Origin of the sequence: Neobacillus sp. CF12 (assembly GCF_030348765.1) — a bacterium.
Lineage (GTDB): Bacteria > Bacillota > Bacilli > Bacillales > Cytobacillaceae > Neobacillus.
In genome coordinates, this window is the sequence record NZ_JAUCEU010000007.1 from 6,070,169 (window position 1) to 6,094,583 (window position 24,415).

Here is a 24,415-nt window from a genome sequence, read left to right on the forward strand (position 1 = left end):
TGGAGATTTTACTCCACCTAATCTTTTCATGATTATTATTATGAATAAGATTTTTTATTAAATAGTAAAAAACGTAAGAATAGATAAAAGAATAGATGTAATGATAATGGCAATAAGCGGACGTATTGCTTTGGTACGTAATTCTTTTAAGCTAATATTTAATCCTAAGCCGGTCATAGACATCGTTAAAATAAATGATGTCAATGTTGCAATATCAGACATCATTGATTTTGATACTAAAACCTCATGACCCATGATATAGGTCCCCACAAAGCTCATGACGATAAAACCAATTAAAAACCATGGAAACTCGAACTTTGCTTCACCCTCCATTTTTCCATTCTTTTTCATCCAAAGTATTAGGATAAAACAAAGCGGAATTAATAGAAATACCCGTGAAAGTTTAGCCAGTAATGCATGTGCAAGAGCGTCTTGCCCTGCAGGAACGGCCGCTAATGCAACATGACCTATTTCATGAAGGCTAATTCCAACCCAGGTTCCGTAGTCTATAGAACTAATAGGCAATAAAGGGAATAATAACGTATAGATAATTGAAAAAACCGTGCCTACTAATGCAATAATGCCGACCCCCATAGCCGTATCTTCATCTTTTGCTTTAATAATGGGCGATACGGCCGCGATGGCAGCAGCACCACAAATACCAGTTCCAACACTAAGTAATAAAGAAAGATTTAAATCTGCTTTAAGCAATTTTGCAATGAACATAAGAACAACAATCGAAAAAATAATTGTTAAGGCTCCTTTAAGCAATAGTGGAAAGCCCTCTTGAAATATTACGATCATGTTAAGCTTTAATCCGTAAAGTATGATGGCAAATCTTAAAAGTTTTTTTGCTGAAAATTGAATACCAGTACGCAACCCTTCCGGATATCCAAATACCTGTCGATAAATAACAGCAAGTAAAATTGCACAAGCAAGTGGTCCAATGCGATTAAGACCAGGTATTGCTGCCAAAAAAAAGCCAGACAGGGCTATGATAAACGTAAAACCTATTCCATATACCAATGATACATTTAACTTTTTTTTAGCTTTTTTTTCATGATTAGGGCTGGTCAATATTAATGCTTTTTGTTCCAATGCTTTCATCCCCTTGATTGCTTTATTTATTATTATCGTAACGAATGATTTACAATAAGGAAAATAAATGATTATTATAGTTATAATAAGTTAAAACGATATATAGGAGATGAACGTATGGATCAACTATTATCTGTATTTATTTCTGTAGCTGATAAGAGAAACTTTTCCAGAGCTGCCGAAGAGCTTCATATGACACAGCCTGCCGTTAGCCAGCAAATTCAATTATTAGAAAAATATATTGGCGCAAAACTGCTTCTGCGAACAAACAAAAGTGTGAAACTCACAAAAGCAGGTGAAATAGTCTATTTACATGCAAAGGAAATAACAGGTTTATACAAACGAATGTCTGAGTTAGTCAATGAATTACATAACGAGCCAACAGGATTATTAAAAATTGGTGCCAGTTATACTTTTGGTGAATATGTCTTACCACATATACTTGCAAAACTGAAGATCCAATTCCAGAATATCGTTCCTTCCGTTCAGATTGGAAACACAAGAGATATTGCCAAAGCAATCATAAGTCATGAGATTGATGTAGGGATTGTTGAAGGGGAAATATCTAATACAAATATATATATTAAAACAATTTCAACAGACCAAATGTATATCGTGGCAGGAGGTAAGTATCCAATTTATCATAATAAGGAAGTTACACGAAGACAGGTTGAACAAGAGAATTGGATTGTCCGGGAAGAAGGCTCTGGCACAAGAGATGCAACAGAAAAATTATTTCAATCTTTAGAAATACGTCCTCCTAAATTAATGGAGTTCGGCAGCACACAACTAATTAAAGAAGCTGTCGAAGCGGGGCTCGGTATTAGTTACTTATCTGAGCTTACTGTTAAAAAAGAAAGACTGCTTGGTACGATTCAATTATTAAATGTAAAAGGAACACCTATAAGGAGAAATTTTTCGGTTATAACAGAATCTCCTGAATTGCATACGAAATCAATGAACTTATTTATTGAGTTAATAGAAAATTATTTAACGAATCAAAGATAGCAAAAATGTAAAAGACAAAGCCTTTTTTACTTAGGCTTTGTCTTTTTATTTAGAAGTGAATGTAGAGAGCAGGAAAGCACCTTACTAACCTGAACATGGGTATGTTGAACCTAACTTTTGCATATTAGCCATTGTTATATACAAGTTAAAATCTTTAATTTTATTTAATTATTATTTATGAGTATACTCAATGTAGTAATATTTAAAATATTCACAATAGTAAGCGTATAAATGCTTCTAAGTGAGGAGAAGGGGTGGAAATCATTTGATGAGTAATAATTTATATGAAAATCTAAAAAAAAGCGCAAGGAGTTTCCCAGATTGTATCGCTTATATCTATCGAGATAAAAGTGTTACTTATAAGGAACTAGAGCAGCAAGTGGATCAATTGGCTGCTGGTTTGGCTGCACATGGAATAGGGAAGGGAGATGGTGTGGCTCTTTTATTAGGAAATAGCCCTGAATTTCTCATTGCGTACTATGGCATTTTACGACTAGGTGCATTTGTTGTACCGATCAATCCTTTGTTTACCCAAGGGGAAATCAGCTACATATTAGATAATAGTCAAGCCAAAGCGGTTATTGCTCACGTATCTGTAGAGCCAAAGTTATCAGTAGTGAAGAAACAATTGGAAAATCTAACGTTAATCATTTATACCGAAGCCGAGAATCAGGAATGGACATGGGAGCATCTCATGGAGACAGGCCTGAATATTTGTGGAAGCCCTTACATTGATCAAGAAGACCTTGCAGTCATTCTGTATACGTCAGGTACTACCGGGAAACCAAAAGGTGCGATGTTATCACATCGGAACTTAGCATCGAATGCAGACTCTATTTCAAAATTACTTGAACTCGATGAAAATGACCGTGTAGTTGCTGTCCTGCCAATGTTTCATGTTTTCTGTATGACAGTTTGTTTGAATGCACCAATTGCTTGCGGGGCAACAGTCCTGATCCAGCCTAAATTCAGCCCTGTCGAAGTGGTCAGCACCTTTCGAGAAAGAAAGGCAACCGTGTTTGCAGGAGTACCTACGATGTACAGTTTTATCAATCAATTACCTGAAGCAACTGCGGAGGATTTCCAAACTATTCGTATGTGTATCTCTGGGGGTGCCTCGATTCCGGTCGAGCTGCTGCATAAATTTGAAAACAAGTTTAATGTTTCTATCTTAGAAGGATATGGACTTTCGGAAACAGCTCCACTCGTTGCGATTAATCCATTAAAAGGAACTCGCAAACCAGGTTCTATCGGCCTGAATATTCCAGCCGTCCAAAGCAAAGTGGTTGATGAGTTCGGTAAAGAATTGCCGAGAGGTGAAGTCGGAGAGTTAGTTGTTCAAGGACCAAATGTTATGAAGGGATATTTGGGGATGTCAGAAGCTACCTCAGCAGCTTTTAAAGACGGGTGGTTTTACACCGCTGATCTCGCAACAATGGATGAAGAAGGATACATCTATATTGTTGACCGCAAGAAGGACATGATTATTGTGGGGGGTTACAATGTATATCCTCGTGAAGTGGAGGAAGTCCTGTATCAGCACCCTGCCGTGGTCGAGGCGGCCGTAGTTGGAGTTCCTGATGGAGAATACGGAGAAAGCGTAAAAGCATACGTCGTAGTAAAGGATGAGCAATTCTCCATGAATGACATGATTGAATTCTGTAAGGATAAGCTGGCGAAGTACAAGCTTCCTAAACATGTAGAATTTTTTAAAGAGCTGCCAAAGAACTCAACAGGGAAGATATTGCGTAGAGAGTTAAGAGAATTGACTGAAGTAAAGTAAGAAAATAACCAAATTATTAAAGGGGGATTACTTATGTCAACCATTTTAAAGGAAAAAGTTAAAGGGCCAGTAGCTTGGAAAGGCACTGACTTGGCTAAAGATGAATCTTGGGTTTATTATTTGTCCGAAAAAACGATTGCTTCGCTTGAGAACGCTTTAGCACATGTTAAACAAAAGGGTTTAAAAGCTCCTGAATTTAACAAGGAGGACTTCCCGATTTCAGATCTTTTAGATGAAATTGATAACTTTGTTGAAGAGCTGGAGAATGGGAGAGGGTTCCTATTAATACGCGGATTACCAATTGAAAGGTATACAGATGAAGAAGCGAGCATCATTTACTGGGGGCTCGGCCTTCATATGGGCACTCCAGTATCGCAAAACGCTAATGGTGACCTTTTAGGACATGTTAGGGATCAAGGTCTTAGCTTGGAAAATTCAAATGTACGCGGTTATCAAACAAAGCTGCATCTTCCTTTTCATGCTGATGGATCTGACGTTGTTGGATTGTTAAGCCTGCGAAAAGGAAAATCCGGTGGACACAGCAGTATCATCAGCTCGATGGCTGTTTATAATGAAATTCTGGAGAAGAATCCCGAATATCTAGGAATTCTCTGTCGACCATTTAACTTTGATCGTCGTGGAGAGGAGGCTCCAGGAGAATCTCCAGTATTTACATCACCAATCTTTAGTTATTATGATGGAAAACTAAGCTGTCGATATGTCCGTTTATTTATCGAATCAGCACAAGCGAAAACAGGTATCCAGCTGTCAAAAGTTGAAATTGAAGCATTAGACTTACTGGATTCCCTCCTTCATGATGAAAATTTGCATTTTAATATGATGTTGGAGCCAGGTGATATCCAATTCGTCAATAATTATACGGTTCTTCACTCACGCACTCAATATGAAGACTATGAAGAACTGGATCGAAAACGTCATTTATTAAGATTGTGGCTCACGATGCCAAATGGCCGGGAGATTTCCCCGGATTTCGCGATGTTTATTGATGAGAATACGGGAAAACCGGGTCGCGGCGGTGTACCTGCTCGTAATAAAACAGCTGGCGGTATAGTAGAAACCTTGAAGTAATTTTGTATAAACCGGTTCGTCAGAACGGGCAGGAACACATTTCAATTTTATAAAAATGTGTTCCTTATAGAGTAAAAGTAAGATAGTCTTTCAGATTAGTAGAGTAATCAAATTATAAAGGAGGATATTTATGACGAACATTTTAAATGAAAAAATTCAAGGGCGATCGGCTTGGAAAGGTATGGAACTAGCTAAAGATGAATCATGGATTTATTATTTGTCCGAGAAAACGATTGCTGCTCTGGAGAAGGCTGTATTCCATGTTCAACAAAAGGGATTAAAAGCACCTGATTTTAAAAAGGAGGATTTCCAGATTCCTGAACTCGCTGACGAAATTACTTACTTTGTTGACGAACTGGAGAATGGAAGAGGGTTTCTATTGATACGAGGATTACCAATGGATCAGTTTACTGACGAAGAAGCAAGCATTATTTACTGGGGTCTCGGACTTCATTTGGGACTACCGATAATCCAAAGCAAAAATGGGGAACTCTTAGGGCATATCAAAAACGTAGGTAAAGACTTTAATGATAATACAAAAGTACGTGGTTACCAAACGAATGTACATCTTGATTATCACACAGATTTAGCTGATGTGGTCGGATTACTATGTCTTCGCAAGGCGAAATCTGGCGGTTTAAGCAGTATCGCAAGTGCGATGTCTATTTATAATGAAATTCTGGAGAAGCACCCAGAATACCTTGAAATTCTCTATCGTCCATTTGCCCATGATCTTCGCGGGGAAGAATCACCAGGTCAATCTCCAGTTGTTCATACACCGATCTTTAGCTATTACGATGGTAAATTAAGCTGCAGATATATTCGCCAATATGTCCAATCAGCACAAACGAAAACAGGTATCCCTTTGTCGGAAGAGGAAATCGAAGTATTTGATTTTATCGATTCCCTCACGCATGATGAAAACTTCCATATTGATATGATGATGGAACCTGGTGATATGCAATTCGTTAATAATTATACCGTTTTTCATTCACGGACTCATTTTGAAGATTACGAAGAAGACGACAAGAAACGCCATCTATTAAGATTATGGCTCATGATGCCAAATGGTCGTAAAATTGCCCCAGATTTCGAGTTTTATATCGGCGGGGTACCTGTAAAAAGATAAAAAGCTGGTGGGCGTAATAAACACCATTATTTCTAATATCAAGTGAGATGGTGATTTTATTCAACGAAATATGGTGGATAAAATCACCATTTTATGTTTTTAAAATGCCTTATGATGAGAATAAAAGTTTAGGAATATAGCCGAGTTAATTTTATAATTAATTGAAGTGAGGTTGATTCTCCTTGATAAATTTAGATCCGCAAGCAGAAAAATATTTACAAGCATTTAATCAGATGCCGCCAATTCATAAAATGGATCCTCAGACAGTAAGAGATATGCTAGTAAAGGCACCTCGCCCTGCTGTAAAATTAGAACCGCTTTCAAAGGTAGAGGATTTGATGCTTCCAGTAAGCCAGAATGAAAAAATAAAATGTCGGGTATACATACCAGATGGGCAAGGCCCCTTGCCTCTATTTGTATACTACCACGGTGGGGGATGGGTTCTCGGAGACATTGAATCAACGGATGCAAGCTGTCGAATGATCGCTAATAGAACGGATAGTATTGTTGTATCCGTAAACTATCGACTTGCACCAGAGTATAAGTTTCCGACTGCTGTCGAAGACGCATATTCGGCTTTGGAATGGGTGTATGAAAAAGGGACTTCCTTTAACGGAGATGTTTCAAGATTGGCAGTAGGAGGGGATAGCGTAGGTGGAAATCTAGCAACAGTAGTTACGATGATGGCGAGAGATAGAAAAGGTCCCGACATCACTGCTCAGGTCTTACTTTATCCTCCGACAAACCTTGAGTGCAATACGGAATCTCATCAAATATTTGCAAAAGGATTTGGTCTGGATCGCGAACAGCTGTTTTGGTTCCGTGATCATTATTTAAGGAATGAAGAGGACAGGTGTAATGAGTACGCTTCACCCTTGGTTGCTGAAGATTTAAGTGGTCTCCCGCCAGCATTAGTAATCACAGCGGAAAATGATGTGCTTAGGGATGAAGGTAGGGCTTATGCTTATCGTCTGAGAAAATTTGGTGTGCAGGTTGAATATGCATGTGAACCCGGCATGGTACACGGCTTTTTTGCACACATGGCTATTTTCTCTAACAACATTGAAGCAACTGTTTCTAAGATTAACAAATTCTTACGTACAGCAAAATATTCGATAAAAATCTAAATAAAACGAGCCTCACAAGTTAATGAGGCTCGTTTTATATTTATCTGTTTTATAGACTATTAATTGGAATCTATGAAACAGACAATAGTAACAACCAAGTATTTTAGAAATAAACGGTATTTCCAATGCCGCCAGTTACCGGAATAACATCACCAGTAATCGATGCTGACAAAGGTGAGGCTAGGAAGGTAACGACATAAGCAATTTCCTCTGCAGTTATCAAGCGGCCGAGGGAATTTAGTGATTCTACCTGGCGTATAGCTTCCTCATTAGTGACCCGATCTCTAAACGTTTCCGTATCGACAATACCTGGGTAAACAGCATTAACGTTAATTCCGTGCTTTCCTAATTCCAATGAGGCGGATTTCGTCATATGGACAACAGATGCATTACGCGGACCGGAACTAAAGTAATTACCGCCAATTCTGGCAGCCAGACCACTTATATTTATGATACGGCCCCATTTATTTTCTATCATATAAGGTGCAACAGCTCGGATACAGCGAAAATAACCCATGTACTTTTCAGCAAAATCTTTCATAATTAGTTCATCTTTAATACTATAAAAATCCTCTGGCTCCTGGCCGCCAACGCGGGCACCGCTGTTGATTAATATATCAATACTTCCCATTGCTGCTGCGGATTGTTCAACTAGATTTAGGATAGAGTTAGGATCAGAGGTATCTGCCACAATTGGATAGATATTTCGGTTTGTTTCTTGTGCCAATTCCTTTGCAGCAATCTTTAGAGTGGATTCGTTTCTTGAACAAATCGTACAATCTACACCTTCTAGAGCCAACTGGCGGGCAATAGCTTTACCAATACCACGGCTTCCTCCAACAATAAGTGCCTTTTTTCCGGATAACTTTAAGTCCATCGTTCAACCTCCTGTATTGATTCCCTAGTAATAGTGGATAGTGATTTTTTAGAATATTGATTCTTTTCTTTATTTGATTTTACCTTTAAATAATATTTATATAAAATTAAAGATTTTAATTTGTACTTTAGTTAGACTAATATAATATGATGTTGAAATTTTCCATTGTAAATGGAGGTAATATTTAGATATATTAGTATTATTTACATGCAATTTAAAATGTTTAATTTTATTTAACTGAAAATTATGAATATAATTAGTGTAATGCCTATTATCACAGTCACAATGCTATTAAAGCGATTCTATGTAAATAAAGGGGGGAACATCGTTCAATAGAATCAATTGTATCAAGAAGAATGGTAAAAAGAGGGAGTTGCTCTTTTAGTAAGAAACAGCCCGAACATTGTTTACTACAGATAAAAAGTGTAGTAGAAAAGGAAGGAGGAATATAGGTGCCGTCCATTTTAAAGGAAAAAATCCAAGGACCAGTAGCGTGGAAAGGTATTGATCTAACCAAAGATGATTCATGGATTTATTATCTGTCTGAGAAAACGATTGCGTCTCTTGAAAGCGCTTTATATTTTGTGGAACAAAAGGGTTTAAAAGCACCAGATTTTAAAAAGGAGGACTTCCCAATTCCTGATCTCTCTGATGAGATCAATTACTTTATTGAAGAGTTAGAAAATGGAAGAGGATTTCTGTTAATTCGTGGATTACCAATGGAAAGGTATACGGATGAAGAAGCAAGCATTATTTACTGGGGTCTCGGAGTACATTTGGGTATCCCGGTGACGCAAAACGCAAATGGTGAGTTTTTAGGACATGTCGTTGACCAAGGTCTGAACATTAATGATTCCAATGTACGCGGTTACCAAACGAATGCACATCTTCCCTTTCACCCAGATGGATCTGACGTAGTCGGATTATTAAGTCTTCGAAAGGCTAAATCAGGGGGATTTAGTAGTATTGTAAGTTCAATGGCTGTTTATAATGAAATTCTGGAGAAGTACCCAGAGTACCTTGAAATTCTTTATCGTCCATACTCCTTGGATCGTCGTGGTGAAGAAGCACCAGGAGAATCTCCAGTATATTCATCACCAGTCTATAGCTATTACAAGGGTAAATTAAGCTGCAGATATAATCGCGGATATGTCGAATCAGCACAAGCGAAAACAGGTATCCTTTTGTCAGAGGAAGAAATAGAAGCATATAACTTAATGGATTCTCTCCTTCATGATGATAACATGCATATCGATATGATGATGGAACCTGGTGATATGCAATTCGTAAATAATTATACTGTTCTTCATTCACGTACTGTATATGAAGATTATGAAGAACCCGAACGCAAACGTCATTTATTAAGATTATGGCTTACGATGCCAAATGGGCGAGAAATTGCGCCCGATTTCGCTATGTTTATTGATGAAAAAACAGGTAAAGCGGGTCGCGGGGGTATTCCTGTACGTGAAAAAACAGCTGGCGCAATTAGAAACACGAGGTAATGGTTTTAATAAATATCAGGTGTTTAAACATAGAAGATTTACCTTTACAAACCTTTTCATAAGAAGACGAATGGTTTCATGTTGATGGGAGAGCCTTGCAGATTTTTACGAAAAGATGTTCTTTAATTAGTAGAAAAGAAGGGGAGAATTTTACATTGAAAACACCAAAATATTCTTGGATTATATTATTAATTCTAGTTGCTTCCGGAATGGTCAACCAAGTTGATAAAATTATCATCGGTCTAGTTTCTGTTCCCTTAATGAAAGAATTACAGTTAAGTCCTTCACAATGGGGAGTTGTTGGAAGCTCATTCTTTTGGTTCTTTACCATATCCTCTTTAATTATTGGGGGGATGGCCGATTCCAAAAACACGAAAAAAATGTTTACTTGGATCATGGTTGTATGGTTGGCTGTTCAATTTACCACACCTTTTGTTTCCAGTCTGTCTTTATTAATGTTTTCAAGAATGATCTTGGGAGCAGGAGAAGGTCCAGCGATTGCTATATCAACTTCTATAATAGGAAAATGGTTCCCTAAACACAGACATGGTATAGGCTTTGGCGCTGTTCTCTTTGGAGCAACAATCGGGCCAGCAATTGCTTCTCCATTATTAATCTCCTTGATCAATCAATATGGATGGAGATCTGCTTTTATAACAATGGGAATTGTTGGATTTATTGTTCTTGTTTTATGGATGATTTTCGGAAAAGAAAGCCCAAAAGAAATCGGGTTGCCTACATTTGAACAAGAGGATAAGAACTCATTCATCCCTACTAAAGTTTCTTGGCGTGAGTTTCTTCCGCATCTTTTTTCTAAAAATTTTATTTTTACCGTTTTGTGTGCAGGTTGTGCCTATTGGTTACTGTCTGTTCAAGCCGTTTGGTTTCCAGCCTACTTTACCAAAATTCAACATTTTGATGGAAAAATATTAAAAATGGCAGTGTCTTTGCCTTTTCTCTTCGCTGCCATTTGCCAAATTGGATTTGCCTTGATTTCAGATCGGCTTTATCGCAAAACAGGAGATATTCGAAAAGCACGAGTAAATCTTGCAGGTATTTCAATGGTGCTATCCGCAATTTGTTTATATCTTGGAAGTGTCATGAATTCAAGTGCAATGTCCATCTTGTTCTTCATCCTCGCTCCTGGTTTTGCGATTGTTATTCTATCACTCGCACCCGCCATGTTAATGGATTTCTTTTCTACCAAAAACATTGGAAAAGCACAAGGGACATATGTTGCTCTTTCTAGTTCAACAAGTATTATTGCTCCAGTTATATTCGGGAATTTTATCGAAAATTCAGGAACTGAGGCAATTGGATATGGTTATGGCTTCCTAGTAACTGCATTGGTTATGTTTGTTTTCGGATTATTGTTTTGGGCCATTGTACGTCCTGCCAAGCAAACTGACACAACGATAAATGTAGAGGAACAAGTGATTATATAAAAAGTATGTTTTAATCGGGGAGGGAAAGAAAATGTGTAAAAATAAAAAGGCCGTTGATGGAATGGATTGTTGTGTAGATTGTCATGAAGAATTAGCCATTATGGAGCGAAATCGCAGTAACTGCTGGAATTGTCAGGATAAAATATCTGAGACTTACGCTGATGATCATGTTGATGAGGATGATAGAGTTAAATCGGTTGTATGATAGAAAATGAATTTATGATATTTAGCAACAATTCTATACATAAGTACCGACTATTGGCATCTTGTTGGTGTGTGTAGAAATGGAATAATAAAATGGATGAAGCCATGGCGAATGGCTGCACGATTAAAAGGGCCTCCAATAATGGAGGTCCTTGATTATTTTTTATTCCTAGGGTTTTGAATATAAGTAATAATTACTTACAAATTAGAATTTTTAATTTTATATAATTATTACTTATGAGTATATTATTATTATAATATTAAAATTATTACAAATAGCTAAAATTTTAATGATGTAAGGAGTGAAAAGATTGGCTGGTAAAGGTAAGAGAATCACAGAGTTTAATGAAGCGATTCAAGATATTCAAGATGGTGCAACCATCATTGTTGGCGGGTTCGGACTATCGGGAATTCCCGAGAATCTGATCCTGGCGTTAGTGGAAAAGGGTACAAAGGACTTAACGATTGTTAGTAACAATTGTGGGGTCGATGATTGGGGACTGGGTCTTCTCCTGGCAAATAAGCAGATTAAGAAAATGGTAGCAAGCTATGTGGGGGAGAACAAGATCTTTGAAAAGCAATTTTTAAGTGAAGAATTGGAAGTAGAGCTTGTTCCCCAGGGGACACTGGCTGAAAGAATTCGGGCAGGAGGAGCTGGCATCCCTGGATTCTATACGCCGACCGGCGTTGGTACCCAGATTGCGGAGGGCAAAGAACTTCGACATTTTAATGGGAGACCACATATTCTTGAAAAAGGGATTATAGGTGATTTTGCATTTGTGAAGGCATGGAGAGGCGACTTGTTAGGAAATCTAGTTTACCGGAAAACAGCGCGCAATTTTAATCCACTCGCTGCAACGGCAGGAAGGGTTACAATTGCAGAGGTGGAGCAAATGGTTGAAGTGGGTAATCTTGATCCGGATGAGATTCATACTCCTGGGATTTATGTCCAAAGGATATTGGAAGGAAAGAATTATGTGAAAAGAATTGAACGCCGTACCGTCATACCTACTAAAATCACCATTGAAGGGTAATACCTGAAAAAATTACAAAGCAGTTTTTCTAGGGGGAATATATTGTGATGGATACCAGGACAAAAATCATTAAGCGTGCGGTTCAAGAGATTCAAAATGGAATGAATGTAAATCTGGGAATTGGAATACCTACGTTACTCGCGAACGAAATCCCGAGTGATGTTCATGTATTATTACAATCAGAAAATGGCTTGCTTGGGATCGGACCATATCCGGTTGAAGGGATGGAGGACCCTGACCTTATAAACGCAGGGAAGGAAACGGTTACTGCTGTAATCGGTGGATCGTTCTTTGATAGTGCAGAGTCTTTTGCCATGATTCGAGGAGGACATATTGATTTGGCCATCCTTGGTGGTATGGAGGTATCTGAACAAGGGGACTTGGCAAATTGGATGATCCCTGGAAAAATGATCAAGGGTATGGGAGGAGCGATGGATCTTGTCCATGGTGCCAAAAGAGTTGTCGTCATAATGGAACACACCAATAAATACAATGAATCGAAGATCAAAAATAGTTGTACTCTTCCATTGACGGGGCAAAAGGTTGTCCATCGATTGATTACGGATTTGGCTGTGTTCGATTTTACAACTGAGGGCATGATTCTTATGGAAACTCAAGAAGGTGTTACAATTAATGAAGTTATTGAAAAGACGGAGGCTTCCTTTACAATCAGTCCTAATCTGTATTGTGTTAAAGGGATCTACAAAAGGCTTCGATAACAATTTAAAAGAGATATACTAATAGATTCATTTAAAAAGAGAAGCACTAAGGCCATTTTGGACGAAATTGCTTCTCTTTATTTGTCTTAACTTTTAATAATTTCAGATTTTAGATAATGAATATATTTGTTGGCAAAATTGGATAAATGTTTATTTTCCGATCGAACTAACCCTAAAGAAATATTTACAGTGCTATGGTTCACCATATCAACCGGAATAATATCACCATTAATGACAGAGGGGTAATTTTTCATTACGAAATCAGGAGCAAATGAAATGGCCAGATTTTCTCTGACGGCCTGGAGAACACCATCCATATTATTGGATGTGAATAATATTTTCAAGGGCTTATATTTGTTAAAGAAATCTTGCACAAAATACTGCATAAATTCACCATTATAAGTGACGAGAGTTTGATCAAGTATATCATTTGGAGTTATGGTACCTAAGAATGCTAAAGGTGAATGCTTTGAAACATATACTTTCTGCTTCCCTTCAATGAGTGCTTCAAAAGCTATTCCTTCCATGTTTACGTTCAAATCCGTTGAATATGTAATTAGACCGAAATCAGTTTTATGTTGTCGAACATCTTCAATTACAGTAGAGCCACTTTTTTCTGCAACCTCTAAATTTACATGTGGATAATCATGACTAAACGCAGCTATAGCTTTTACTAGGAAAGTCATCAATCCTGGTAATGAAGATATTTTTAGTTCCCCAAATTCAGTCGAAGTAAGAAAATTGGCTGTCTCTTTTATTTCATCAAGTTTTTTCTGTACTTCGTAGGCAAGCTTTAGAATAATTCTGCCTTCATCGGTTGGGACAGCACCGTGTCCCCGCGAACGTTTAAGAATCTTAAGCCCTAACTCATTTTCTAGGTTGGTAATAGACTGGCTGATCGTGGATTGAGTCACATGAAGATTCTGTGCTGCTATAGATAGAGAATTGTATTTTGCTACTTCAACAATATAGAGGAATTGTTCAATGTTCATGGCTGGACCCCTTTTAAATATTAATCATACTTATTTACACATTAAAATATTTAATTTTATTTCATTATAATTTATTAGTATAATCAATATCAATAAGATTTTAAAATCTTTGAATATTCTAAACTCAAGGGGGAATATAAAATGTCATTAATACAATTGTTTGATTTAACAGGACAGACAGCAATCGTTACCGGTGGCGGAAGCGGGCTAGGGCGTGTAATGGCACTGGCTTTGGCAGAGGCAGGTGCAAACGTTGTAGTCTGTTCACGTCGTATAGAGGTTTGCGAAGAAGTTGTGAAAGAAATAAGAGCACTTGGAAGACAAGCACTTGCTCTTGCGGTGGATGTAACAAATCCTGAATCTGTTGTTCAAGGTTTGGAGAAAGCGGTTTCTCAATTTGGGAAAATTGGAATTTTAGTCAACAGCAGCGGAACGGTTTTTGAAACTCCTGCTACTGAAATGCCCTTAAAACAATGGCAAGCTATGCTTGATACAAATGTGACTGGTACATTCTTGATGTGTCAGGCTGTAGGAAAGCACATGATTGAAAACGCATACGGAAAAATCATTAACATTTCTTCTAGTATTGGTTTTAAAGGCGTTGATCCAGAAGCAGTAGATTCTGTAGGGTATACAACAAGTAAGGGTGCAGTTATGACTTTGACAAAGGATCTTGCAGTTAAGTGGGGTCGTCATGGAGTGTATGTGAATTCTATCGCTCCTGGAGTTTTCACTACTGGAATGAATAACCCAGAAATACCGGGAACACTTGTACACAAAGCAGGTCCTTTCATTGCTTCCCAAGTTCCAGTTAGAAGGTTAGGAAGTGATAATGACTTAGTAGGTGCGCTCCTTTACTTTGCTTCAGCAGCATCTAATTATTGTACCGGACAAATATTGGTTCTTGATGGGGGACTTGGGGCTAAGTAATTTTCATCTAAATAACGGGCTGTGTAAATTAATCAAACTTAATTGCAAATAAAAAATGTTAATTTTACTTAGCTGAAAATTAAAAATATACTGAGATTAATAAATTCGAAAAAGTTAATTAGCTGATTGTTTAATGTAAGCGTTAACAGAATGTGAATTTATAAAATAAACATTGGAAGAGGGGATTTTAGTGAGTAATACAAAAAATGTACAAGCACCAGTAGCATATCATGCAGGAAATGTTAATGTAGATGAATTGCCTTGGGTTCCTTATTTTGGAGAAGCGAAATTTAAATTGCTTAAAGTCAACCCTGTGACAGGACAGAATATTACCTTATTATATGTACCTGCGAAAATGCAGCTTCCGGCCCATTTTCATCCTGGACAAGTCATTGTTTATACCGTACAAGGGTCTTGGAGATATCTAGAGGAGTCTTGGATCTCCAAACCTGGCGACATGGTTTTTGAACCTGCTGGCTCCACACATACACCTTCAGCTGTAGGGGATGAAGACGTTATTACCTTCAATATTGTGGAAGGAACATTAGACTATCTGGGTGAGAATGGAGAAATTATTGCACGAGATAACTGGGAATCATTCCTGAAAAGATACCTTGACTATTGCGAGGCTGAAGGAATTGAACCAGTTGATGTGACTGCGTTTTAATAAATAAATCGGTAATAAAAAGAGAAGCCTTGTGTCTAAGTGACGAAGAGGCTTCTCTTTTATTATGCGTAACTCTTATTAATTTCAGGAATTTAGAAAAATTGATAGTTTTCACTATCTATATATTAGAAATACTTACTTATATATTAAAATGTTTAATTTTATTTAATTTATACTAATGAGTATAATCAATAATATAATAATATTTATAAATTTTAGAATATTCAAACCGTAAGGGGGTAAAAACATATGCCAACAGAATCAGTTTTGATTACAGGCGCTACTAAAGGGATCGGTTTGGAATTCGCAAAAGTTTTCGCAGACCATCGCTATAACTTGGTATTAGTTGCCAGGGACGCAACGTTGTTGGAACAACAAGCTGAGATTTTACAAAAGGATTATGGAGTTCAAGTAAATACTTTTGCCGGTGACTTAAGCAGCCAAGCAACAGTAGAGAACTTGCATCGGTACTTGAAAAACGAAGGAATCAACATCGAAATTTTGATTAATAATGCCGGGGCTGGCGGATTAGGGTTAATGACGGAATTGGATATTAAGAAAGAATTGGAATGCCTGCAGCTTAACATGATTTCACTAACGTATTTAACCAGACTTATAGCGGGTGAAATGGTTAAACGAAAACAAGGTAAAATTTTAAATGTGGCTTCAACGGCGGCCTTTCAGCCAACTCCAGGGATGTCGATGTATGGGGCAAGCAAATCGTACGTCTTAACCTTTTCAGAAGCGATTGCGGAAGAATTAAAAGGAACCGGAGTTCATGTTAGTGTATTATGTCCCCCTTCAACCAAAACACCGCTCACGGAAGGATTGGCCGCAACAGGAACAAAAATTTTCATTAAGAACTTGATGGACCCAGAAGCAGTTGCCAAGTACGGCTTTGCAGGGTTAATGAAGAATAAAACAGTAATCATTCCAGGCTTTAAAAATAAAATTATGGCTAAATCAGTGGGACTGCTGCCAAGGAAGTGGGTAACCATCTATACCCGAAAGATGATCGAGCAAAAAGTGTAAATAGCGATTTAATTCCCATCCTTGAAAGGGTGGGAGTTTTTACAGCTATCTTCGCAATGAGCAATCGCTCGCTCAACTTACTCAGGACGGAATAGGATGCACAAAATATATTAAAGAGGGGTCTAACAATGAACTTTTTATTATCAGAAGAACATCAGATGATGCAAAAAATGGTGCGTGATTTTGCACTGAACGAATGTGAGCCTACTGCAGCGCAGCGCGACGAAGAAGAATACTTTGACATTAAGATTTGGCGAAAGATGGCAGAACTTGGCTTATGCGGAATCCCTTGGCCGGAGGAATACGGTGGTGCAGGTGCCGATTATTTAAGTTATGTGATAGCAGTTGAAGAACTTTCCAGGGTAGACGCTTCCATGGGGACCACTCTCTCGGCCCATACATCGTTAGCCGGATGGCCTGTTGTCAAGTTCGGAACAGAGGAACAAAAACAAAAATATTTGCGGGCCATGGCAGAAGGAAAAAGCATGGGTGCGTATTGCTTGACAGAAGCTGGATCGGGATCTGATTCCAGTGGAATGAAAACAACAGCGGTACTAAAGGGCAATGAGTGGATCTTAAACGGTTCGAAGATTTTTATTACCAATGGTGGCTATGCGGATATCTATATTGTCTTCGCACTGACCAATCCGGAACTAAAGCATAAGGGGATTACCGCATTTATTGTGGAAAAAGACTTCCCAGGTTTCTCAGTAGGAAAGAAGGAGAAAAAGATGGGCATTCGCTCCTCAGCAACAACGGAAGTGATTTTTGAGGACTGCCGCGTGCCAAAGGACAATCTTTTGGGACAAGTGGGTGAAGGGTTCAAGATTGCCATGATGACCCTTGACGGCGGTCGGAATGGAATCGCATCCCAAGCGTTGGGAATTGCTCAGGGAGCGTTTGATAAAGCTGTCGAATATGCGAAGGATCGCGTCCAATTTGGCAAACCGATTAGCGCGCTTCAAGCGATTCAATTCAAACTAGCCGATATGGCTACAAAAATAGAAGCCTCTCGTTTATTGACCTATCAAGCTGCCTGGCGTGAGGATCAAGGAATCCCTTATGGGCATCATTCGGCAATGTCCAAACTGTTAGCCGGAGACACTGCAATGGAAGTTACGCTTGAGGCTATCCAAATATTTGGAGGATATGGTTATACAAGAGAATACCCGGTAGAACGTTATATGAGAGATGCCAAAATCACTCAAATTTATGAAGGTACGCAAGAGATTCAGCGTCTAGTTATAGCTGGAAATCTGTTGAAACAATAGAGGAAATTCAAAATTTAATCAACCTTAGTAATAAGCTACTAATTTAATGAGGTGGAAGAACTTGTCAGATGTGAAAGATTTACTTGGACTTGAGTTAGAACCTTACTGCATGGCAGTGGAAAAAGGGAAAATAAAGGAATTAGCCATCGCCATTGGCGATGATAACCCGATTTACTACAGCTTGGAGGCAGCTAAGGATTCTGGTTATGATGGTATTCCTGTTCCGCTCACCTTTTTGCAAGTCATTGAGTACCATGGCGGATATGGCTTTCAGGAAAAAATGGAGGTACTGAAATTAAATCCAGTTAAAATATTGCACGGTGAACAAGAGTATGAATACCTTGGCAATATTTATGCCGGGGATGAGCTTCATGTTACAAGTAAAATTGTTCGAGCAGATACCAAAATCGGTTCTTCAGGCGGAATGGACTTTGTTACGGAAGAAAGCAGATTTACCAATCAAAAGGGTGAATTAGTGGCAATTGCTAAAATTACGTTAATTCACCGTCATTAAATAGTTGCTTATGATAGGAGAGAATTAAATCATGTATTTTGAAGATTTACAGGTGGGAGATCCATTTCCAATTCTGAAAAAAGATCCAATTTCACGAGTTCAGCTTGTAAGATTTGCTGGAGCATCCGGAGACTTTAATCCTCTGCATACCGTTGAAGAGGTTGGGGAGCAAGCTGGGACTGGCATTATCGCTCACGGGATGTTAATTATGGGGATGTTATCACAAGGGGTTACAACATGGATACCACGAAAAAACATTAAGAGAATACAAGTACGTTTTAGTAAAATGACGTATCCCGGAGAATCTATCGAAATTGTTGGCAGAGTAATAGAGAAAAAAGATGACAATCTCGTGGTGGGTGAAGTACTGGCGAAAAACTGTGAAGGCGATGTAAAAGTTTCAGGGATTTTTGAAGCGGTATTGCCATCAACCAATTAGTAGAGCAATCGAATTCTCCAAACTTGGAACGTGTTTTATTTAAGAGCAAAAATCCTTTTCGGTCCTTTACTTTTAATAAATACAGAAAATTAAAATAGATTGAGATTCAAATCGTAATTGAGGATGGATTCCTCAAATCGTTTAACCCAGAGTGCCTTGAAAATATTGCATCAGAAGGGGATACGAAATAATGAACATTTTAGTATTGGTGAAACAAACGTTCGATCCGGAGGAAAAAATTGCGTTCCAATACGGTACCGTTAGTGAAGAAGGGGTAAACTTCATCATCAATCCTTACGATGAATATGCGATTGAAGAAGCGCTTCTATTGCGGGCTCTGCACGGTGGGGAAGTAACGGTTATCACGGTAGGACCGGAACGTGAAGAGAATGGACTGCGAACGGCGCTTGCGATGGGTGCGGATAAAGCGATTATGGTTAATAGCGAAGATTTAAATCTTGATGAATACAGTACAGTTAAAATTCTTGAGTCTATTATAAGAAATTGGGAATTTGACATCATATTAGCCGGTAATGTGGCAGTTGATTATGGCAGTGGACAAATTGGTCCGCGTCTAGCAGAGGAACTCAATATTCCGCAAGTGACGACGATCACGAAGCTGGAGATTGTTGGAAACGAAGCGGTGATCGAGCGTGACGTTGAAGGAGATAAAGAGGTTGTCTTGGTATCTCTTCCAGTATTGGTCACAGCACAACAGGGATTAAATGAGCCACGTTATCCTTCCTTGCCTGGCATCATGAAAGCGAAGAAAAAGCCAATCGAGCGGATTGAGATTGATGATTTACATATCGAAGACGTTCTAGAAGTAAAGACAATAACTACCGAGACATTTTTTGCGCCCAAAAAAGGATCAGGACGTATCCTAGAGGGGGCAATCGAAGCTCAAGTATCTGAACTGGCTGTACTTTTACGCAGTGAAGCGAAGGCAATCTAACACGCAGGGGGGAACAAACATGAGAAAAGTACTAGTGGTGACGGAAAGTAAAGCTGGTAACCTAAGAGGTGTTTCACTGGAGTCGTTGTCAGCTGCACAGCGCATTGCCGAAGGCGGAGAAATAATAGCTGTGGCCTTTGGCAGTGATGCTTCGCATTATGCACATGTTTTAGGGAAACATGGGGCGAATAAAGTATATATTGTGGGCAACCAAGAACTCGATGTGTTTACAACGGATGCATATTCTCAAAGCTTGAGGCAGGTTATTGATGAAGTCAAACCAGAAGCTATTTTAATGCCACATACAGCAATTGGGAAAGATCTTGCACCGCGCATTGCAGCTCGTTTGGAGCTGGGACTTATATCTGACGTCATTGATGTTCAGTTGGAGCATGATGATGTTATCTTTACACGTCCTGTTTTTTCCGGAAAAGCGTTTGAGAAAAAGAAAGTAGTATCTGGTATCCCATTCGCAACTGTACGTCCAAATAACATCCCTGTGGCAGAAATCAGCGGAACGATTGAGATTGTACATTTTTTTGCTGAGATCAAAGACTTACGGACGATTGTTAAGGAAGTAATACGTAAAACAACAGACGGTGTGGACATATCGGAAGCGAAAGTTGTCATCTCTGGCGGGCGCGGGGTTAAATCGTCTGATGGATTTAAGCCGCTTCAGGAATTGGCGGAGGTCCTAGGTGGGGCGGTAGGTGCTTCCCGTGGTGCATGTGATGCTGAATACTGCGATTATTCACTGCAAATCGGACAGACGGGAAAGGTCGTCACCCCAGATTTGTACATCGCCTGTGGAATTTCAGGTGCCATTCAGCATTTAGCTGGGATGTCTAATTCTAAAGTGATCGTTGCCATAAACAAAGATCCGGAAGCCCCGATTTTTCAAATAGCGGATTACGGCATCGTGGGTGATTTGTTTGAGGTGGTCCCACTTCTAGCGGAAGAATTAAAAAAAGTACTAGTAAACTCTTAAAAATAATTTATATAGTGAACCACACCTCATCAAATAACGACAACCTCTCCATCAAATTACGTTAGAAAGGATTTTCTACATGTTTAAAAAGGTTCTTATTGCTAATCGAGGAGAAATTGCTGTTCGTGTAATTAGAGCGTGCAAGGAAATGGGGATTTTAACAGTTGCTGTTTATTCTGAAGCGGACTGTGATGCACTACATGTGCAATTGGCAGATGAAGCTTATTGTATTGGACCCAAGGCATCTGCAGAAAGCTATTTGAATATCGCGAATATCATGAGTGTTGCTCTTTGTACAGATGCTGATGCTATCCACCCTGGTTATGGATTTCTAGCTGAAAATGCCAATTTTGCTGAAATTTGTTCAGATTATAATATTTCATTCATTGGTCCTGAAGCAGAAGCAATAAATAAAATGGGGGATAAAGCGGTCGCCAGAGATACCATGAAGAAAGTAGGCGTACCTACCGTTCCTGGTACAGATGGTTTGATAGAAGAACTAGAAAAAGCTGTATGTTTAGCTATTGATATTGGCTTCCCTGTTATTGTAAAGGCAACCGCTGGCGGTGGCGGCAAGGGAATGAGAGTAGCAGAGGATGAAGAGTCATTACGCAAAGCCATCCGTCAAGCCCAAAAAGAAGCTGAAACCTCATTTGGAAACGCCGGTGTGTATCTGGAGAAATACATTGAGGAACCGCGCCATGTGGAAATTCAAATTATTGGAGATATGCTCGGTAATGTCATTCATTTAGGTGAAAGAGACTGTTCCATTCAAAGACGCCATCAAAAACTGGTTGAAGAAGCACCGTCACCAGCCCTTGAGGAAGATACTCGTAAACAGATGGGTGCAGCAGCAATCGCCGCTGCCAAAGCGGTTAACTATCATGGAGCGGGGACGGTTGAGTTTTTATTAGATAAAAATGGTCATTTCTATTTCATGGAAATGAATACTCGAATTCAGGTAGAACACCCTGTTACAGAAATGATTACTGGCATTGACTTAATCAAGGAGCAAATTTCGGTGGCAGCAGGCTACCCTCTCACTTATAGACAGGATGATATTAAAATCAATGGCTGGGCAATTGAATGCCGGATCAATGCAGAAAACCCGGCAAAGAATTTTATGCCTTCTCCAGGGAGAGTTGAAATGTATCTTCCTCCAGGTGGGTATGGTGTACGTGTTGATAGCGCCCTCTATCCTGGATGCGAAATTTCTCCTTATTATGATTCAATGGCAGCAAAATTGATTGTTTGGGGAAAAAATCGTGAAGAGGCGATCGCGCGCATGAAGAGGGCACTTGATGAATTTATTATTAGTGGAATCAAAACTACTATTCCATTCCATCAAAAACTTTTCGAACATGAGAGTTTTGTGAAAGGCGAGTTTAACACAAAATTTATTGAAACGAATCCATTACTGATAGAAGTGTAGTTCATCTAGTTAATTAAGGAGAGATTGAGATGTATAAAATTCAGGAAATAAGAGAAATCATTAAACTAATGGATGGATCGACAGTAGACTGCTTAGAACTTGAAAAGGGAGATTCTCGAATTTTTGTTAGAAAAAGTTCAATGATAAATCCTTCTGTTATACAAGAAAATAAATCTATTAATCTGGCATCTCATGCTATTTTGGATGCACCTATTATTGTAACCGCTACCAAGTCGAATGGACTTTCAGAAGGGTCTAATCAAGCGGCAGCAACGAAGGAAAACACTGAGATAGAAGAAATACCATCAAAATATCTAGGGACTGAAACCCTATTAAAAATTGTTTCTCCTATGGTTGGGACGTATTACAAGGCACCTTCAGTTGATTCGTCTCCCTATGTAAAAATTGGGGATAAGGTTGAAAAGTCAACAGTGGTCTGTATCGTTGAAGCCATGAAATTGTTTAATGAAATTGAAGCAGAAATGGATGGAGAGATCGTAGAAGTACTCGTCGAGAATGGTCAACTCGTAGAATACGGCCAACCTCTTTTCTTAGTGAAGCAGACATCATAACATAATTCGAGCAGAGGAAGTGGTGATTTCCAATGAGCACTGTTTATGAGAAAATTTATGATCTATGGGATCGGAAAAGTAAGATCGTGCTTGGCGGCGGTGACGAGCGAATTGATACCCAGCATAATCGAGGTAAACTTACTGCAAGGGAAAGAATTGAACTATTGCTGGACGATGATTCCTTTGTGGAATTAAATTCATTTATCAAGCACCGTGCAACCAACTTCGGCATGGATAAATTGGAAAGTCCAGGCGAAGGTGTTGTGACGGGTTATGGTAAAATTCATGGCCGTCTAGTCTACGTATTTGCTCAGGACTTTACCGTTTTTGGCGGAGCATTAGGTGAAATGCATGCGACCAAAATCTGCAAAATTATGGATTTGGCAGCTAAAAATGGAGCACCGATTATTGGATTAAATGATTCTGGCGGCGCCAGGATTCAAGAAGGAGTCGTTTCTTTAGATGGATACGGTCAAATTTTCTACCGGAATGCTATCTATTCAGGAGTAATCCCACAAATATCAGTGATTATGGGTCCTTGTGCAGGTGGGGCTGTCTATTCCCCAGCTATCACGGATTTTGTGTTTATGGTAGAAAAAACCAGTCAAATGTTTATTACAGGTCCCAAAGTCATTGAAACGGTAACTGGCGAACAAATTTCTGCCGAGAACCTGGGCGGGGCTAAGGTTCATTCCTCCATAAGTGGATGTGCTCATTTTACTGGGGAATCTGAACAACAGATCCTAGAAGACGTCCGAAGATTAATGACTTTTCTACCTCAAAATAACATGGAAAATCCACCGTCTTTGGATAGTGATGGTGCTGATGATTGGAGGGAAGATTTGCTTGACCTAGTCCCTCTAAATGGAACGAGGGTATATGACATAAGAAAGGTATTAGAACAAGTATTAGACCACGGGCATTTCATGGAAGTTCAAAAGGATTACGCAAAAAATATCGTTGTAGGTTTTGGCCGAATTGATGGAAATTGTGTCGGAGTCATCGCCAATCAGCCGAAAGTAATGGCTGGTGGGCTAGATATTAATTCTTCGGATAAGACGTCCAGATTCATTCGATTTTGTGATTCGTTCAATATACCAATCATTACGTTTGAAGATGTAACAGGGTTTTTCCCTGGTGTCAATCAGGAGCACGGAGGGATCATTCGACACGGAGCGAAAATTCTGTATGCCTATTCAGAAGCTACTGTTCCAAAAATAACGGTTATTCTAAGAAAAGCATTTGGTGGGGCTTATGTAGCAATGAATTCAAAAGCAATTGGAGCGGACATTGTATACGCTTGGCCTAACGCGGAAATTGCCGTAATGGGTCCTGAAGGCGCAGCGAGTGTTATTTTTGCAAAAGAAATTAACCAAAGTAGTGATCCAGCTTTGACTCGATCAGAAAAAATTGAGGAATACCGCAATATGTTTGCGAACCCCTATGTGGCAGCATCGCACGGGATGGTTGATGATGTAATCGATCCTAGGGATACACGGAAAGTCCTTAAACAATCTTTAGAGATGCTCAGAACAAAAAAGGAAGTAAGACCGAAGAAAAAACATGGGAATATTCCATTGTAGGATGTATTCCAATAATTAGGAG

The 24,415-nt window shown here is 38.9% G+C and carries 24 protein-coding genes; 21 read left to right on the forward strand and 3 right to left on the reverse strand.

The genetic code is table 11. From position 1 onward, the window contains the following. Positions 1 to 57: 57 nt before the first annotated feature. Positions 58 to 1,107: a YeiH family protein gene (locus tag QUG14_RS29275; protein ID WP_289343949.1), complete on the reverse strand. Its 1,050-nt coding sequence runs from the start codon at positions 1,105 to 1,107 to the stop codon at positions 58 to 60. Between the two features lie 108 nt (positions 1,108 to 1,215). On the opposite strand from QUG14_RS29275, the gene QUG14_RS29280 reads away from it, so the two are divergent. The 5 genes from QUG14_RS29280 to QUG14_RS29300 all read left to right on the forward strand — a co-directional run bounded on the left by QUG14_RS29280 (position 1,216) and on the right by QUG14_RS29300 (position 7,234). Further along, positions 1,216 to 2,106, forward strand: coding sequence for a LysR family transcriptional regulator (locus QUG14_RS29280; protein ID WP_289343950.1), 891 nt, complete (start codon positions 1,216 to 1,218; stop codon positions 2,104 to 2,106). A 268-nt stretch (positions 2,107 to 2,374) separates the two neighbouring features. Next, positions 2,375 to 3,889, forward strand: coding sequence for a long-chain-fatty-acid--CoA ligase (locus QUG14_RS29285; protein WP_289343951.1), 1,515 nt, complete (start codon positions 2,375 to 2,377; stop codon positions 3,887 to 3,889). A 33-nt stretch (positions 3,890 to 3,922) separates the two neighbouring features. Beyond that, positions 3,923 to 4,978, forward strand: coding sequence for a TauD/TfdA family dioxygenase (locus QUG14_RS29290; RefSeq protein WP_289343952.1), 1,056 nt, complete (start codon positions 3,923 to 3,925; stop codon positions 4,976 to 4,978). Positions 4,979 to 5,108: 130 nt separating this feature from the next. Next, entirely contained in the window at positions 5,109 to 6,107 is a 999-nt protein-coding gene (locus tag QUG14_RS29295) for a TauD/TfdA family dioxygenase (RefSeq protein ID WP_289343953.1), read from the forward strand. Positions 6,108 to 6,289: 182 nt separating this feature from the next. After that, positions 6,290 to 7,234: an alpha/beta hydrolase gene (locus QUG14_RS29300; protein WP_289343954.1), complete on the forward strand. Its 945-nt coding sequence runs from the start codon at positions 6,290 to 6,292 to the stop codon at positions 7,232 to 7,234. A 103-nt stretch (positions 7,235 to 7,337) separates the two neighbouring features. Here the strand turns inward: QUG14_RS29300 and QUG14_RS29305 are convergent, their stop codons facing one another. Continuing rightward, on the reverse strand, positions 7,338 to 8,111 hold the full coding sequence (locus QUG14_RS29305) for an SDR family NAD(P)-dependent oxidoreductase (RefSeq protein WP_289343955.1): 774 nt from the start codon (positions 8,109 to 8,111) through the stop codon (positions 7,338 to 7,340). Between the two features lie 452 nt (positions 8,112 to 8,563). Here QUG14_RS29305 and QUG14_RS29310 point away from each other — a divergent pair, with 452 nt between their 5' ends. The 5 genes from QUG14_RS29310 (at position 8,564) to QUG14_RS29330 (ending at position 13,018) form a co-directional block, all read left to right on the forward strand. Continuing rightward, positions 8,564 to 9,616: a TauD/TfdA family dioxygenase gene (locus QUG14_RS29310; protein WP_289343956.1), complete on the forward strand. Its 1,053-nt coding sequence runs from the start codon at positions 8,564 to 8,566 to the stop codon at positions 9,614 to 9,616. 155 nt (positions 9,617 to 9,771) lie between these two features. After that, a complete protein-coding gene (locus tag QUG14_RS29315; RefSeq protein ID WP_289343957.1) occupies positions 9,772 to 11,061 on the forward strand; it encodes an MFS transporter in 1,290 nt (429 codons plus the stop codon). Between the two features lie 31 nt (positions 11,062 to 11,092). Further along, on the forward strand, positions 11,093 to 11,266 hold the full coding sequence (locus QUG14_RS29320; RefSeq protein WP_289343958.1) for a hypothetical protein: 174 nt from the start codon (positions 11,093 to 11,095) through the stop codon (positions 11,264 to 11,266). Positions 11,267 to 11,576: 310 nt separating this feature from the next. Further along, the gene (locus tag QUG14_RS29325) at positions 11,577 to 12,299 is read left to right on the forward strand and encodes a CoA transferase subunit A (protein WP_289343959.1); all 723 of its coding nucleotides are present in this window, start codon (positions 11,577 to 11,579) and stop codon (positions 12,297 to 12,299) included. A gap of 47 nt (positions 12,300 to 12,346) precedes the next feature. Beyond that, positions 12,347 to 13,018 carry a 3-oxoacid CoA-transferase subunit B gene (locus QUG14_RS29330; RefSeq protein ID WP_483310822.1) on the forward strand — a complete coding sequence of 224 codons (672 nt, stop codon included), beginning with the start codon at positions 12,347 to 12,349 and terminating at the stop codon, positions 13,016 to 13,018. A gap of 86 nt (positions 13,019 to 13,104) precedes the next feature. Here the strand turns inward: QUG14_RS29330 and QUG14_RS29335 are convergent, their stop codons facing one another. Beyond that, a complete protein-coding gene (locus QUG14_RS29335; protein ID WP_289343961.1) occupies positions 13,105 to 14,010 on the reverse strand; it encodes a LysR family transcriptional regulator in 906 nt (301 codons plus the stop codon). A 141-nt stretch (positions 14,011 to 14,151) separates the two neighbouring features. Here QUG14_RS29335 and QUG14_RS29340 point away from each other — a divergent pair, with 141 nt between their 5' ends. The 11 genes from QUG14_RS29340 to QUG14_RS29390 all read left to right on the forward strand — a co-directional run bounded on the left by QUG14_RS29340 (position 14,152) and on the right by QUG14_RS29390 (position 24,393). Then, positions 14,152 to 14,940 carry an SDR family NAD(P)-dependent oxidoreductase gene (locus tag QUG14_RS29340; RefSeq protein WP_289343962.1) on the forward strand — a complete coding sequence of 263 codons (789 nt, stop codon included), beginning with the start codon at positions 14,152 to 14,154 and terminating at the stop codon, positions 14,938 to 14,940. 190 nt (positions 14,941 to 15,130) lie between these two features. Beyond that, positions 15,131 to 15,607 (forward strand): 2,4'-dihydroxyacetophenone dioxygenase family protein, encoded by a 477-nt coding sequence (locus QUG14_RS29345; RefSeq protein WP_289343963.1) that lies wholly within the window; start codon positions 15,131 to 15,133, stop codon positions 15,605 to 15,607. Positions 15,608 to 15,856: 249 nt separating this feature from the next. Continuing rightward, positions 15,857 to 16,639, forward strand: a complete 783-nt coding sequence (locus tag QUG14_RS29350; protein WP_289343964.1) for an SDR family NAD(P)-dependent oxidoreductase — start codon at positions 15,857 to 15,859, stop codon at positions 16,637 to 16,639. 128 nt (positions 16,640 to 16,767) lie between these two features. Further along, a complete protein-coding gene (locus QUG14_RS29355) occupies positions 16,768 to 17,910 on the forward strand; it encodes an acyl-CoA dehydrogenase (protein WP_289343965.1) in 1,143 nt (380 codons plus the stop codon). Between the two features lie 70 nt (positions 17,911 to 17,980). Further along, a complete protein-coding gene (locus tag QUG14_RS29360; protein ID WP_289344268.1) occupies positions 17,981 to 18,424 on the forward strand; it encodes a MaoC family dehydratase N-terminal domain-containing protein in 444 nt (147 codons plus the stop codon). Positions 18,425 to 18,455: 31 nt separating this feature from the next. Continuing rightward, complete coding sequence (locus tag QUG14_RS29365) at positions 18,456 to 18,863, forward strand: MaoC family dehydratase (protein ID WP_289343966.1); 408 nt, start codon at positions 18,456 to 18,458, stop codon at positions 18,861 to 18,863. Positions 18,864 to 19,053: 190 nt separating this feature from the next. Continuing rightward, positions 19,054 to 19,818 carry an electron transfer flavoprotein subunit beta/FixA family protein gene (locus QUG14_RS29370; protein ID WP_289343967.1) on the forward strand — a complete coding sequence of 255 codons (765 nt, stop codon included), beginning with the start codon at positions 19,054 to 19,056 and terminating at the stop codon, positions 19,816 to 19,818. Between the two features lie 19 nt (positions 19,819 to 19,837). Beyond that, complete coding sequence (locus QUG14_RS29375) at positions 19,838 to 20,806, forward strand: electron transfer flavoprotein subunit alpha/FixB family protein (RefSeq protein WP_289343968.1); 969 nt, start codon at positions 19,838 to 19,840, stop codon at positions 20,804 to 20,806. A gap of 79 nt (positions 20,807 to 20,885) precedes the next feature. Next, positions 20,886 to 22,238: an acetyl-CoA carboxylase biotin carboxylase subunit gene (accC, locus tag QUG14_RS29380; RefSeq protein WP_289343969.1), complete on the forward strand. Its 1,353-nt coding sequence runs from the start codon at positions 20,886 to 20,888 to the stop codon at positions 22,236 to 22,238. A gap of 29 nt (positions 22,239 to 22,267) precedes the next feature. Then, entirely contained in the window at positions 22,268 to 22,810 is a 543-nt protein-coding gene (gene accB, locus QUG14_RS29385) for an acetyl-CoA carboxylase biotin carboxyl carrier protein (RefSeq protein ID WP_289343970.1), read from the forward strand. A gap of 32 nt (positions 22,811 to 22,842) precedes the next feature. Next, complete coding sequence (locus QUG14_RS29390; protein ID WP_289343971.1) at positions 22,843 to 24,393, forward strand: acyl-CoA carboxylase subunit beta; 1,551 nt, start codon at positions 22,843 to 22,845, stop codon at positions 24,391 to 24,393. Positions 24,394 to 24,415 lie beyond the last annotated feature (22 nt).

Bases quoted from the DNA above. Each gene is read 5' to 3' on its own strand.
- accC (WP_289343969.1), top strand. From the start codon at position 20,886: ATGTTTAAAAAGGTTCTTATTGCTAATCGAGGAGAAATTGCTGTTCGT.
- QUG14_RS29350 (WP_289343964.1), top strand. From the start codon at position 15,857: ATGCCAACAGAATCAGTTTTGATTACAGGCGCTACTAAAGGGATCGGT.
- accB (WP_289343970.1), top strand. From the start codon at position 22,268: ATGTATAAAATTCAGGAAATAAGAGAAATCATTAAACTAATGGATGGA.
- QUG14_RS29370 (WP_289343967.1), top strand. From the start codon at position 19,054: ATGAACATTTTAGTATTGGTGAAACAAACGTTCGATCCGGAGGAAAAA.
- QUG14_RS29285 (WP_289343951.1), top strand. From the start codon at position 2,375: ATGAGTAATAATTTATATGAAAATCTAAAAAAAAGCGCAAGGAGTTTC.
- QUG14_RS29290 (WP_289343952.1), top strand. From the start codon at position 3,923: ATGTCAACCATTTTAAAGGAAAAAGTTAAAGGGCCAGTAGCTTGGAAA.
- QUG14_RS29330 (WP_483310822.1), top strand. From the start codon at position 12,347: ATGGATACCAGGACAAAAATCATTAAGCGTGCGGTTCAAGAGATTCAA.
- QUG14_RS29320 (WP_289343958.1), top strand. From the start codon at position 11,093: ATGTGTAAAAATAAAAAGGCCGTTGATGGAATGGATTGTTGTGTAGAT.
- QUG14_RS29280 (WP_289343950.1), top strand. From the start codon at position 1,216: ATGGATCAACTATTATCTGTATTTATTTCTGTAGCTGATAAGAGAAAC.
- QUG14_RS29305 (WP_289343955.1), bottom strand. From the start codon at position 8,111: ATGGACTTAAAGTTATCCGGAAAAAAGGCACTTATTGTTGGAGGAAGC.
- QUG14_RS29275 (WP_289343949.1), bottom strand. From the start codon at position 1,107: ATGAAAGCATTGGAACAAAAAGCATTAATATTGACCAGCCCTAATCAT.
- QUG14_RS29375 (WP_289343968.1), top strand. From the start codon at position 19,838: ATGAGAAAAGTACTAGTGGTGACGGAAAGTAAAGCTGGTAACCTAAGA.
- QUG14_RS29295 (WP_289343953.1), top strand. From the start codon at position 5,109: ATGACGAACATTTTAAATGAAAAAATTCAAGGGCGATCGGCTTGGAAA.
- QUG14_RS29335 (WP_289343961.1), bottom strand. From the start codon at position 14,010: ATGAACATTGAACAATTCCTCTATATTGTTGAAGTAGCAAAATACAAT.
- QUG14_RS29365 (WP_289343966.1), top strand. From the start codon at position 18,456: ATGTATTTTGAAGATTTACAGGTGGGAGATCCATTTCCAATTCTGAAA.
- QUG14_RS29355 (WP_289343965.1), top strand. From the start codon at position 16,768: ATGAACTTTTTATTATCAGAAGAACATCAGATGATGCAAAAAATGGTG.
- QUG14_RS29390 (WP_289343971.1), top strand. From the start codon at position 22,843: ATGAGCACTGTTTATGAGAAAATTTATGATCTATGGGATCGGAAAAGT.
- QUG14_RS29340 (WP_289343962.1), top strand. From the start codon at position 14,152: ATGTCATTAATACAATTGTTTGATTTAACAGGACAGACAGCAATCGTT.